Source organism: Paenibacillus sp. LjRoot56, assembly GCF_964253335.1.
In the GTDB taxonomy this organism is placed as follows: domain Bacteria; phylum Bacillota; class Bacilli; order Paenibacillales; family NBRC-103111; genus Paenibacillus_E; species Paenibacillus_E allorhizoplanae.
The window spans coordinates 306921-320079 of sequence record NZ_CAXURV020000002.1 but is presented as its reverse complement, the minus strand read 5'-3'; the positions used below and the strand labels follow the sequence as shown (position 1 = coordinate 320079).

Sequence of the window (13159 nt, the reverse complement as noted above, 5' to 3'; positions counted from 1 at the left end):
TCAGATTAGTTACTTACAGTCTCTTTCACATAGCGATTTGTTGGAAAAGGAAGACCCAAATTTCCTCTGAGCGTATCCGACTCATAGTCCGTTCGATAAATGCCACGTTCCTGTAGAATAGGAATGACCAGATCTACAAAATCGCTCAAACCATTCGGAACACCCGATCCAACTATAAATCCGTCTGCTGCGCCGCTCTCGTACCATTCTTGTATGCGATCTGCTACTTGTATCGGAGTACCAATAAAAAGTGGTCTTGGAGTTGCGGATTGCAAGGCAACTTGGCGAAGGGTTAACCCTTGTTCTTGCGCATTTTGTTTGATGCGATCCGTCGTACTTTGGAAGCTATTTTTACCCAACTCGCCCAAGTCTGGGAAAGGAGCATCCAGATCATATTGCGTGAAATCGTGATGTTCAAAGAAACGACCTAGATACGCAAGTGCTTCTCCAATCGTCACCAAGTTGGCGACTTCCTGGTATTTACGCTCTGCCTCTTCTTCTGTAACGCCAATGATCGGACCAATACCTGGCATAACGACAATCTCATCGGGATTTCTACCGAAGTTAGCGGCTCTGCCTTTCACATCTTCATAAAAGCGTTTCGCATCCTCCACAGTCGGTTGACCTGTAAAGATCGCATCAGCTTCTTTAGCAGCTAAATTTTTCCCATCCTCCGATGATCCTGCTTGGAAAATAACCGGTCTGCCTTGCTTCGATCTACCGATATTAAGCGGTCCCTGTACGGAGAAAAATTCGCCCTTATGATCTAAACGGTGGAGTTTATCCGGATCGAAGAAAACCCCCGATTGTTTATCCCTTGTAAAAGCATCATCCTCCCATGAATCCCATAATCCTTTCGATACCTGTAGATATTCAGATGCAATTCGATAGCGCTTAGGATGATCCGGATGTTCTTCCAGCTTCTTATTGTAGTTCAGCGCTGAGCCCTCCAGCGGGGAAGTGACCACATTCCAACCTGCTCTGCCATCGCTGATATGATCAAGTGAGGAGAATTGTCTCGACACTGTGAAGGGTTCACTGTAAGACGTAGATAGCGTACCTACCAGACCGATCTTAGAAGTTACGGAAGCCAGTGCGGATAGAATAGTAATCGGCTCAAACCGATTCAAGAAATGGGGAATCGACTTCTCATTGATGAACAATCCGTCAGCGATAAACAGTAAATCAAATTTGCCAGCTTCCGCTTTCTGTGCTTGTTCTTTGTAATACTTGAAATTCACACTGGCATCCACAATCGCATCTGGATGTTTCCATGATGACATATTGCCACCAACTCCATGAATGATAGCCCCAAGTTTTAGTTGCTTTTGTTTCGGCATCCTAATTCCTCCCTTTTTCAATTAACAATAATTCCTATTGGTTTAATTGGTTTTAAGCTTTGTACTTACTGTATCACCGCCAAATACGACGGTCAATCTTAGATAAAGATGTTCTATTGATGAATAGAATTGTTCTATGTAGCGGTTATTTTCCAATCGAATTCTTTCAATACGTCCAGAAATAAGTGGGAAACATCGAGGCTGGATTCTTTCAGTGTAATGAGGATTGTACGCAAAGAGAGACCTCCCAACGCCTGAATATCAATAGGTACAAGCAGCCCTTCTTTCACTTCTTGACGTACACACAGTTCCGGCAGAAAGGAAATCCCCAAGCCTTTGGCCACAAGCTTCTTGGCTGTTTCCAGGTTATCGATTTGGTACTCAATATGTGGAGGATGATCCAGTGTTGCAAAAAGCCGATGGATCTTCACCCAATCGAGTGATCCACACTCAAAGAAGACCAGCGATTCGCGACCTACATCATTAATCGTCAAAGGTTTCTTTTTCACAAAAGGATGGCTAGGATGAACGAAAAGACGGATAGGATCCTCGTAAAAACCCAGAATGTCTACATGGGGATGAGTCACATTTCGAACAAAACCGATATCAATTTCTTTATTGAGAAGCATCTCCAGAATAGCCTCTGTTGGTGCTGTCGTTACTTTAATCTGAAGATGAGCATGTTTGTTTTTAATCCATGGAAGAATTTCGGGGATCATATAATTGGAAACAGAAACGGTACAGCCGACTCTGAGTTCATTGTAATCCTTATTGACATGTTGGAGCAGTTGCTTCCCCTTCTTATAGGATTGGAGGATTTGCCCCGCAAAGGGAAGAAACTGCTTTCCTTTATCTGTCAGTGTGAAGTTCCTACCTTCTCTATCGAAGAGTAACGTGTTCAAATCACGTTCCAATGATTGAATTCGGGCTGTTACGGAAGGCTGCGATAAGAATAACGCATCCGCTGCCTTGTTGAAACTGTTATAATGAATGACATAGACGAATGCTTCGATATTTTCAATATTCATTTACCCATGACTTCCTCTCCGACTTACCCATCTCAAGAACTACGAGAGTACGTTGTATGTAAAGCATCATCCTGATTTTGTAGATAGGTAGATACACCCTCGAACGCTTCCTGTGCATCGATTCCTTCAAGTTGAAGAGCAATGGTTGAGTGTTCACGAAGTGACATACTCCAGGATACGATGCCTAGTAAGCCTTTCGCATTCACCTTTTCTCCGTGCGAACCTAAATAAATCTGACTCGTATATTGATTAGCCATGGTCACAAAATTCAACACGCGATCCAGCGTCCAAGGTTGATCCAACGTAAATGTCCAATCTATTTTCATAAGAACTCCTCCTCTACGCTATTACCGAAAAAAAGAGACACAAACATCCTAATAAGGATGAAGCATCTCCAGTTATCTGGTTGATTCCGATAATTCCGATTAATTTACTTGTATTTAAATTATAGTAAGTCAGACAACCTTTAGTCAACGATCGTTTTCATAAATTCCCATTTTTTCTTATACGTAAATGACCCTCATCCAAGCAGCTTCTGGTCCGTACGCTTCGTATTGACCACCTTCCTCTTCCATGCAGCTCCAAGAAGAGTTAAACCTGTCAGGAGAAATACGAATTGAATGCTCAGCCAGCTTCCCATGAACCCGCCCAGTAAGGGGCCAACCACAATGCCGAATTGACTGGATGATTGGTTCAAGCTCACGGCTCTACCGCGGAAATCAGCTTCTGTATATTTGACGATAAGCGCATTCAGCGCTGGAAAAACAGCAGCAAAAAACAAACCATAACTAAAACGAAGAATGCCAAAGCCAATAAGATGATGAACGCCGAGCTGTAGCAGATTGCCAATACCACCGCCTAGCAACCCAATAAGCAATACCTTCTCATAACCGATTCGCCCGCCGATGATTCCCCACCGAGGACCCATAATAACCGTGGCTACGCCCACTGCTGAGAATACAACCCCCGAGCTCAGGGTAGCTTTATCTACACTTCCGCCGATTTGCACGACATAGAGTGTCAGCAGCGGCTCCATAATCATAACTGAAGTAGAGACGAGTAAAGTTAACCCTAATATCCCCATTAGTTTGGAGTTACGAGCCGCATGTTTAAGATCCTTGAAGACACTTATACGAGCTTCATCTTGTCGCTTATGAACTTCTTTCACACCCACAAGTACGATAAGAGCAGAAATTAGCGTAATTAGGCCCGAAGCAACGAAGCACACTCGCAGTCCCATCCAATGACTCAGTACACCTCCAACAAGAGGTCCAATAATTCCTCCAGCTGCCGTTGATGTGGATATCACACCTAGCGCGTAGCCGACGTGCTTCTCCGGTGTATTCGTGCCAACTAAAGCGATGGAAGCTGGGCCAAAGCCTGCCATTAGTCCTTGAAATATCCGAACAAGAATGAAAGAGAACAAATCATACACAAAATAATTGGCAAAATGAGCCAAAGCTAAGCCAATACCTGAACGAATTAACATGGGTTTCTTCCCAAACTTATCGGCTAGCGACCCCCAAAAGGGCGCACACAACCCACTTATCAGAAAACTAATGGAGATGGAAATACCTGACCACATTTCAAGCCTATGCCGAATACCTAGATCATTTTGCAAGAAAATTGGAAAGAACGGGACAGATAGGGTATATGCGATATGGCTAATAAATAAACCCAGCCATAATATATGCAGATTGCGTTTCCAATAGCGTTCCATTTGTCACTCCTTTTGTAACCTCCAAGCATGAAAAGAACCTCACAGGCGATGCTGTAAGGCGCATAACGGGGCTATGGTTCTCTCACTAGCCTAGAATGGAGCGGATGATTTGGATGATAGCCGTCTTTTCCAACTCACGCGCTTGTGGGCGCTGTTCCTTTAAATAATCAAATAACGCCTTCCTTACGTCTTCATCGACCTCGGAAAGTGCTTTGCCTTCGCCCTCCCATTCGGGGTGGGATTCCCAAAACTCATCGATCCAATCGCGGTTTAAATACGTAATTTGGTCGGGACGTTCAGAGAAAAAGCCTAATTCCTCGCCCGCACCGTTGAAAAATACATAGGTTGGAATATGATTACGCCCATCTGCGTGCAGGTAAGCGGCAGCAATATCAAGGTTATCTGGGTCTCGTGGTAAAATATGCAGCTTTAGGTTACCCGTGACTTGTTCAATTTTGCCGAATAGCGGTAAATTCGCAATCACATCCCCACACCAGTCATGCGCAAGTACCAGTACATCAATGTGCTCGGTAAGCCCATCAAAATAAGCCAGTTCCTGCTCCGTCAATTCATAACGTTCGAAATTCTCATGCAACCTCTCCACATTTACTTTGGCGCCGCTAACAAATTGCTCATACGTTACGGCTTCTTGAAAGGCTTTCGCCCTTCTCTCCTTCGAAATCCCTTCTGCTTTCTGAATGCTCATCGTGACATCCCTCCAGAAATGGTTTTCAAACCGTTATGCCCACTGGTGAATGGTTCCATACTGTACTTGGAATCTCTCGCCGCAAAATAGGGGCAACCTCGGTGGCAAATCGCTCAATCTGCTCGCGCTGTTCCGTTTCGGTCAAGCCATCTACACTGATACTGACAACTTGGTGACCATAAGCATCATAATAGTTCAGGATCTTCTCGATCACTTGATCTGGACTTCCAATTAAAACAGGCCCATTCCTTACATTGTCCTCAAGGTCTTTGAAAGGTGAATTGTTGACCTGTGATGCCGCCGTTGCATGGAAAGCCTCGTAATAAGGACGAAAGCGCTCAATAGCTTCTTCTGTGGTGTTAGCCAAATACAAGCTTCCAAATCCTGAGCCTACAACAGCCTGTTGCGGATCATGGCCATAATAAGCCAATCGTTCACGATAGTGATCGATTAACGCTTTGTATTTGGCTTGTGGATGGAACGTATTCGAAGAGAAAATCGGTTCACCATATTTCGCAGCCAACTCCGTTGACAATGTACTTGATGCGCTGCCATGCCATACAGGAATAGCAGACTGAAAGGGTCTCGGCTGTGTCGTCACATTATCCAATGGTGAACGGTACTTGCCCTGCCAAGTGACGTTCTCTTCCTTCCACAAACGTTTCAGGAGTGCATATCTCTCCGCAAGGGATTCCCACTGTTCCTCTTCCGTAATGCCAAAAAGCGGATAGTGGCGAGGGTCATTGCCTTTGCCAATAATCATCTCAATTCTTCCGCCTGAGAGATGATCGAGTGTGGCATAATCCTCAGCAACACGGATCGGATCAAGCACACTTAGTACAGTAACCGTTGTTAACAATCGTATACGGGAGGTTCTAGCAGCAATTGCGGTTAGAACGACGGGTGGCGAAGATGAGATAAAAGGTGCGCCATGCCTCTCCCCCACACCATAAGCATCAAAGCCCAGTTCTTCAGCAAGGACGGCCTGTTTCAGCACGTTCTCGAATTTCTGATTAGTAGTCAGGGTTTCTCCGCTTACCGCATTCGGTATATTCATCATTAAGCTAAATAAGGCAAACTTCAAGGTCTACATTCTCCTCTCTACCACCGGGATCAAAACAACGGCACTCTGTATTTATCTCCTTGTTCCGAGTAGAGAATTGCCTCTGAGTTATACAAATCAACTTGCTTTAAAGAGGATTGAATATTCCCTAGCGTTAGTTTATTCGTCTTTAATGCATGCAGCAAAGAAGGGATCTGTTTATGATCCGTACCGATTAAATTCACGTTCACCATTTCTTGATTGAATAGGATATTGGTTTTATTAAATTCAGCCCAACGATCCACTTTATTTAAGCTTGTAAGTTTTAAAGAGTCCAATAATACGCCCATTTACATATCCACTCCTCTTATTAAAATGAGAAAAAGCATGGATTCAAGGATCCATGCTTCCGGGTGACCAGTCAGCTTTTTAATTCCGATTAATTCAATGTGTTTTATAAGTTTTAAATTATCATTGTTTTACTGGAATGTCAACCCAGGCAAAATGATTCGCACACAAAATCTAATTTCAAATTATACCTAGTGAGTTTTAAAAATATTTATTCATATACGATATCTTGAGTTAAATATAGGTAGTGCAATTTCAACGGTAGTCCCTTGACTAATTTGGCTCTGAATGGATAATTTACCACCATGACCTTCCACAATCCGCTTGCAAACCATGAGTCCTAAACCGGTTCCATTCGCCTTTGTTGTAAAAAATGGCTCACCTAACTGGGCTAACATTTCTTCAGAAATACCTATGCCTTGATCTTTAACACAAATAATTAAGTCTTGATTCATTCGATTTCTACAGGATATTTGTATTAATCCCCCACTGTCCATCGACTCTATCGCATTCTTCAACACATTAATTAATACTTGTTTGATTTGGTCAGGTATACAAGTTATGACAGGTATGTCTGGGTCCATTTCCAATTGTATTTGAACATTATACAGAAGTGCATGCGGTTGTAAGAAACTAATGACACTTTGAACTAGCTCTATAGCCCTACTCTCTATGTAATGACTTAGATGTGGCTTTGCTAGCATCATAAATTCATTGACAACATAATTGATATGTTCAAGTTCTTCCATCATAACGTCAACATAGTCTGTATTTTTATATTTAAGTAATTGTACAAACCCTTTTAAAGAAGTCAATGGATTACGTATATCATGTGCGATACCAGCAGCCAGTTGACCAATTAAAGCTAATTTTTCAGACCTAATCATCGTTTCTTCGGACTTTTTACGCTCAGTGAGATCACGAATCACACTCTGAACAACAGGAAATCCCAAATTTTTATAAACATACATAGAAGAAATTTCTACATCAAATAAAGTGCCATCTAACTTCCGCATCTTTCGCTCAATAAATTCACTGTAGTTATCCATATCCGAATGCATGACCTGCTGAAGTCGCGCTACAACGAAGTTCCTATCATTTGGGCAAAAAAATTCATAGATGGATTTTCCTTTGAACTCGTCTGAAGAAGCACCGCCAAAAAGTTTACAACAAGCATCATTGACAAACTGAATGATTCCATCCATATGTAGCGCGATGGGTTCAGGGTTGAGTTTGAGTAACTTTCTAAACTGTTTTTCTCTTTCTAAAAGCTCTTCTTCCGCTTTTTTCTTTTCGCTAATATCCCTTTCCACACCAACAAATCCAATAACCAACCCTTCTGTATTTTTCACAGGAGAAACTGTTACATTTGCGTAAAATGAAGATCCATCTTTTCTAAGTTTCATCGTTTCGAAATTCTTGATGGGCTCGCCATTTATTAATGATTGATATAGTCTAAGCGCATCTTCTTTGTACTCGTCAGGAGTCATCGGCAATACTTGCCCAATAACCTCTTCCCTCGTCCACCCATGTAACTCTTCAAATTTCGTATTTACCTCCAACACTACGCCATTTAAATCAACGATTACTATCCCATCCGAGGTTGCGTTCATTAGGGAATTGATTACATATTCTTTTAGACTCACAAGTAATCGTCCCCCATTTATTCAATCGATTTTGGTTGTATTCTTCTTAAATTGATAAAATCCTCTATTAATCGTCCTTAAATTTGAGAGTTTGTACGAATCGACAAAAGCAGACAGCCAATCTACATCACTCGACTGTTCCACGATACAAATAAATTCTGCGAACAAAGAAAAAGGCAGCCGCTCTCACGGCTACCTCTTACTTGGTTTCTATTTTTTCCTGAGGAAATTGTACAACGCTTCAGCCGCTTCCATTCGTAAAGCTGTGGAAGAAGGAGAGAATCGCTCGTTCGAGATACCAGAAAGAATGCCGAGCTCGATCGCCTTATTCACATCTTCTAATGCCCAGGTAGAAATTTCGCTTTGATCTGCATAGTCATCAAGTTTACTCTTGATAGACGTATAGCTGCCATTCAAATACTCATAAGCTCTGACTAATAGGATCGCCATCTGTTCACGTGTCATTTCTGCATTCGGATCGAATGTCTGTTCCGTTACACCTGAGACCAAACCGGCTCGTCTTGCTGCAGCAACATCTTGGGCATACCAGTCATCTGCCTTAACATCTTCAAATTCCGAAGTCCATGTTGCCTGCTTCTTCAAATGTAAAGAGCGAACCAACAACGTAGTAAATTGTGCCCTCGTCGTTTTCCCATTAGGATTAAATTCACCCGAAGTCATACCTTCAACGATATGTTTCGCAGACAATACCTGCACAGCTCGTGAGGCCCAATGTGATTCAGGCATATCATCAAACTTCTTATCATACGCCAGTACAGCGTAAATGCCCGGTTGGTCCGGTGTGAATAGGACTACTTTAGCCGATAGATCGATTGTTCCACCTACGTATTCCCATTTCCCGCTCGCTTTATCATACCTATATACACCAAGCAACGCTGAATCCTTACCTGCAGGATCAAATGGTAGAACAATTTCAACTCCAGATTGGAGCTCAGTTGCTGACCACGTTTCACCATCCTCAGAACGTATGCGTAGTGCAAGTTCAATAGCTTGACTTGCTAGATTTACACGAACGGTAGGATCTGTTGCACCTGCCTTCAAAATGGAAGGCTCTGAGATGGACCGTACCGTAATATCTAGTGTTGTTTGACTACCGTCGCCAACTACTTTCTCCTTCAGTGCTTTGACTACTTCAGGCTGAACAGTAATTTGAGCTGTCTCTCCGTTAATTTCAAGAGGAACATTCGGAATCTGTGCTGTTGGCACGGAGACCGTTTCCTTGTCATGTCCCATTTCTACAGTAGCTTTATCATCTTTCACGATGATGATATCTGGTTTTTCCGTTGGTTCAGGTTTTGTTTCTTCAGGCTCTGTCGCGTCAGGAGCTGTTGGATCAGGATCGGTTGTGCCAGGTCCCGTTTCTTCTTCAGGTTCAGGTTCAAATTGCAATGAGATATGCTGCGATTTCCCCATCGTATCCTGTACATTTACTTTGAATTTCAACTTAGGGCTTAGCGTTTGAATCTCTATTCGATCATCCTTGCTAATCACGCGTTGAGCATGCTTATCTAACTCAATTTCAATGAACCCATTATTCTCCAGCGTTGGATCAGCAACTGAAATCTCATATGCACCTGTAGATTTATTTCCATGCATCATAATGGATGCTTGGCGATTTGAAGTTAAACCGTCAACCGAAGTTACTTTATCCTTCCAGAAATTGAAGCCCGTCATGCCCAGCTTATTCTCACGGACCGCTTGAACGTCCTGTGAATTAGCCAGAACCGTATAATCGGGAGATAAGGCATACGCAGAGGTTTCGGTCTTGCTAGCATTAGGCAGGATCGCATATTCATAGCTGTCACTGGTTGGATTTGAACCATGATCAAACCACATGGTCAAATAATTATTTTTTAACAACTCCGTAGGTACCGTTGCTTCAGGCGGATTGCTCAGGCTTGTATCCGAATATCGGCCTTCTTGTTCCGCACGCATCAGTTTAAGTGATTGTGATCCCGGAAAGACGTAACCTATATCGGCACCAGCCACATTTCCTTGCAAATGAACCCATTCAGGATGATCCAGAGTTTCTTCTCCAAAGAATCCATTCTTTGGCTCCCCATTCACATAAAGTTCATTCGTATTATTTCCTGAGAGCTTGCGCTGTTCTACGATCGACTCTACGCTCTTATTATCTGTACTTGTAATATCCGAACCTAATGCAATAATTTCATTGTCAAAAGTAAACCACGACTTATTCGCTTTCAGCTGTGTGCCATTCTGAATTAAATTCATGCCCGTAACCCCATATTTACCTAGAACCGCGCCACCAGCCCAGGCGTTCGCAGGAGATGATTCCCCATCGCCATATTGGTATTGGTCTGACGTCCTAGGTCTCACAACGACAGTTGTACCTGGCAAGCGATACCAATTAAGGGTTGCCCAATAATGATTCGTATACTGTGATAAATCGTTATTGTACAGATAGGTCATGCCATCACCGGTGTACCAGCCTTTCGCATTTTCACCATTCGTTAACTCGTAGGTTGCGATTCGTTTAGAACTCTTACTTACGCCAAAAAGATAGCCATCACCTACATGTATGCTGCGAGCCATCGCGTTCATTTCAACATGTTCTGGTAGTTCAGCTATAGGTTGTATAGCTGAGTCTTCCATCCATTCTTTCATCGTATCCGCCAAATCAAAAGGAAGTTGACTGTATGTCAGCCCTCTAGCCAAAAGAAACTGAAAGTGATATTTTATGAAGCTTTTTAAATACGCAGCCCTCTCCTCTGAAGCCGTTTGCGCGATACGGGACATTCCGATTAAAATATTTAGGCCTGATCCATAGGCATCTAAACCTTTCCTAACGATTGCACGGCCACGTGTCATATCTAGGATCTGCCCTTTGTACATGACCGGAGCATATCCTTCTCTGATCCATCGATAAACATGCTCTACCTCAGGAACGACAGGCTGCCAAGTGCTCCCATTCAATAACAGCAGCAAATTGCCCATCCCGCTAATAAGCACTTCACCATAACTACCTGTATAAGCAATCTTACTATGCTGTATAAATGAACCATCCTCATAGAAACCATCGCCCGTTGTCACATAATCAAAAAGAGGCGTCAATCCATCACGTGCATGAATAAGACGATCATAGTTTTTCTCAACAAGACCCATTCGCGTTTCAATCAACATAATATCCGAACGATTGGCCCCTACCTGGGTAAACGTAGGTAAACTAATATCTCCAATGTAATGATCGATGCTTGCTGTATTTCTTGCAATTTGCTCTGGTGTCAAATCATCATACATAAGGATGAGAATATCCGCTAAGCGAGTTGGGGTACCGATATCCCAGTTCCACCAATTACCATATTCCACCCCAGTGTTCGTGTATAGATGATCTAACATCCAATCCATAGCTTGAAGAATGTCTGCCTTTAACTCAGGGTTGTTAGTGAGCAGTGTTCCCTTCGTTGCGTATGACAATGCCATAACTTTCAAACGTGTATAGTGATCGAGTACAAAGGTTGAATCCGAAGCGGAAGGTACTAAATCTGACCATAGCGTCGTACTGGCACCATTTATTTGCAAGCTATCCCAATACAATTGTGCTTTCGCTGCATTATCTTCAATTCTGCTTTTTATCTCACTATTCGTAATGTCCAAAGAGTCTCTGCCCGTTAGCGTTTCTTTCCAACGAATTCTAAGTTTATCGTATTCTTGCGGATCTTTCAGCACAGGAGCCTTAACTTCAATCGTAGCCGTTGCTTGCTTACCATTGGACGAAGTTGCTGTTATGATTGCCGTGCCTACTTTCAATGCCCTTACAAGTCCATTCTCATCAACACGAATAATACTTGGTTGACTCGATTGCCATGTCAGCAATTTATCGGTTGCGTTGGCTGGCTCAACGACAGTTTCCAATTGAAAAGTATCATAGTTGGTCATTTGTAATGGCGCATTCGTAAAACTTACACTTGTAAGGGGAATAAACGGTGTTACGGTTACCGTTGTATGGCTTGTAATCGCATTGTTTGATTCAGATGTAGCCGTAATTGTTGTATGGCCTTCACCAATTCCGGTTACGATCCCACTCGTATCTACGTTTGCAACACTCGGATCGGATGATTGCCAGATCAACTTTTTGTTCGTCGCGTTATCAGGTTGGAATGTGACCTGTAACGGAAGGGATTTCCCTTCTACCAAGGAAGCCTGGTTGGGTAAGGTAACGTTGGTCAATTGGACTGGTTTGATGACAGTTATCGGAATCGTTTTCGTGAATACACCTCCATATGTGCTTACCGAAACGGTCGTGTTGCCCTCCTTTACTGCGCTAACCAAGCCATAAGTGACGGTAGCAATTGTTGGATCGTCCACGTGCCATAAGAAGCGTTGATCGGATGCATCAACTGGTAGGGTAATTGCCGTGATGGTGGAACTGGTAGTCTCAGCTAATTCGAGTGCATCAAGTGAGGTAGTTAGACCAGTCACCGGTACATAATCCGAGAGTTTTAAATCGTCCACATACCACTCACCCAGAACGCCACTTTTAAAATATTGATACAAATAGATATGTCGGATATTCAACCATGCCGCTGGAAGGGGGGCTTCTCCTAGAAATTGACCATTGGCAAAGTAACTAATTCTTCTGGAAGCGTTATCAACAAATAGTTTTAAATGATACCACGTATTTGCTGCATAGTTGGCCAACGCTAGATTATTCGCATCCCTTATTTTCCCTGTGTTATCAAATGAAAGGACAGAGACATTCGTCGTTGCCGAGGCAGGAACTGGCGCGTTTAAACTTCTGAATTGAATATCCCTGCGATGCTGGGTACTATTCATATAAACGGAAGCTTCGAACACAAGATTACCCGAAATCCCGGTATTTCCTGCTACGGAACCGCCTAAGTTGTTTCTTCCCGTATTGATGTTTGTTGTATTGGAAACCATCTTGAGACTGTAATCATCACGCAAAGGAGCTTGTGTCATCATGACATAATCTGTATTAGCAGCAGAATTATAAGTCCCCCAGGCGCCTCCAATCGTACCATTGTAGGTTGTCCCATTGTAAATCTTCGTGTTTTTAGCCGTTGCACTTTCATCATAATTCACACTAACATGCACGGTAGCAGCAGCCTTAGACCTTGGCAACCCACCGCCCCCTGGAAACCCAATTGAGAAACATATTGCAAAAACCACGACACCAGCTAACCATTTCTTAAACGATAGGCTCATACCTTACCTCCAGCATCCATCAATTTTTTCAATCATTCTTATGACAGTTCGCCTATGAATTGGAACGCTCTACACAACCTCCTTGATCAAAAAGAAGAACGTACATTGTATAAAATGT

At 42.8% G+C, this 13159-nt stretch carries 9 protein-coding genes; all 9 read right to left on the bottom strand.

What is annotated here, in order from left to right:
* Nucleotides 1–5: 5 nt before the first annotated feature.
* Nucleotides 6–1340, bottom strand: coding sequence for an LLM class flavin-dependent oxidoreductase (locus ACSQ8O_RS14210; RefSeq protein ID WP_436242205.1), 1335 nt, complete (start codon nucleotides 1338–1340; stop codon nucleotides 6–8).
* Nucleotides 1341–1474: 134 nt separating this feature from the next.
* Complete coding sequence (locus tag ACSQ8O_RS14205) at nucleotides 1475–2368, bottom strand: LysR family transcriptional regulator (protein ID WP_436242204.1); 894 nt, start codon at nucleotides 2366–2368, stop codon at nucleotides 1475–1477.
* Between the two features lie 32 nt (nucleotides 2369–2400).
* Nucleotides 2401–2694, bottom strand: a complete 294-nt coding sequence (locus ACSQ8O_RS14200) for an HPr family phosphocarrier protein (RefSeq protein WP_436242203.1) — start codon at nucleotides 2692–2694, stop codon at nucleotides 2401–2403.
* A 194-nt stretch (nucleotides 2695–2888) separates the two neighbouring features.
* On the bottom strand, nucleotides 2889–4088 hold the full coding sequence (locus tag ACSQ8O_RS14195; protein WP_436242202.1) for an MFS transporter: 1200 nt from the start codon (nucleotides 4086–4088) through the stop codon (nucleotides 2889–2891).
* Nucleotides 4089–4173: 85 nt separating this feature from the next.
* A complete protein-coding gene (locus tag ACSQ8O_RS14190; protein ID WP_436242201.1) occupies nucleotides 4174–4794 on the bottom strand; it encodes a thioredoxin family protein in 621 nt (206 codons plus the stop codon).
* A 25-nt stretch (nucleotides 4795–4819) separates the two neighbouring features.
* On the bottom strand, nucleotides 4820–5878 hold the full coding sequence (locus tag ACSQ8O_RS14185; RefSeq protein ID WP_436242200.1) for an LLM class flavin-dependent oxidoreductase: 1059 nt from the start codon (nucleotides 5876–5878) through the stop codon (nucleotides 4820–4822).
* Between the two features lie 29 nt (nucleotides 5879–5907).
* Nucleotides 5908–6186 (bottom strand): hypothetical protein, encoded by a 279-nt coding sequence (locus ACSQ8O_RS14180; protein ID WP_436242199.1) that lies wholly within the window; start codon nucleotides 6184–6186, stop codon nucleotides 5908–5910.
* Between the two features lie 213 nt (nucleotides 6187–6399).
* Nucleotides 6400–7830, bottom strand: a complete 1431-nt coding sequence (locus tag ACSQ8O_RS14175; RefSeq protein ID WP_436242198.1) for a PAS domain S-box protein — start codon at nucleotides 7828–7830, stop codon at nucleotides 6400–6402.
* A gap of 210 nt (nucleotides 7831–8040) precedes the next feature.
* Complete coding sequence (locus tag ACSQ8O_RS14170; RefSeq protein ID WP_436242197.1) at nucleotides 8041–13041, bottom strand: polysaccharide lyase family 8 super-sandwich domain-containing protein; 5001 nt, start codon at nucleotides 13039–13041, stop codon at nucleotides 8041–8043.
* Nucleotides 13042–13159 lie beyond the last annotated feature (118 nt).

Excerpts from the sequence above, each read along its gene's own strand:
- ACSQ8O_RS14200 (WP_436242203.1), bottom strand. The coding sequence starts at position 2,694 with ATGAAAATAGATTGGACATTTACGTTGGATCAACCTTGGACGCTGGAT.
- ACSQ8O_RS14210 (WP_436242205.1), bottom strand. The coding sequence starts at position 1,340 with ATGCCGAAACAAAAGCAACTAAAACTTGGGGCTATCATTCATGGAGTT.
- ACSQ8O_RS14170 (WP_436242197.1), bottom strand. The coding sequence starts at position 13,041 with ATGAGCCTATCGTTTAAGAAATGGTTAGCTGGTGTCGTGGTTTTTGCA.
- ACSQ8O_RS14205 (WP_436242204.1), bottom strand. The coding sequence starts at position 2,368 with ATGAATATTGAAAATATCGAAGCATTCGTCTATGTCATTCATTATAAC.
- ACSQ8O_RS14190 (WP_436242201.1), bottom strand. The coding sequence starts at position 4,794 with ATGAGCATTCAGAAAGCAGAAGGGATTTCGAAGGAGAGAAGGGCGAAA.
- ACSQ8O_RS14195 (WP_436242202.1), bottom strand. The coding sequence starts at position 4,088 with ATGGAACGCTATTGGAAACGCAATCTGCATATATTATGGCTGGGTTTA.
- ACSQ8O_RS14180 (WP_436242199.1), bottom strand. The coding sequence starts at position 6,186 with ATGGGCGTATTATTGGACTCTTTAAAACTTACAAGCTTAAATAAAGTG.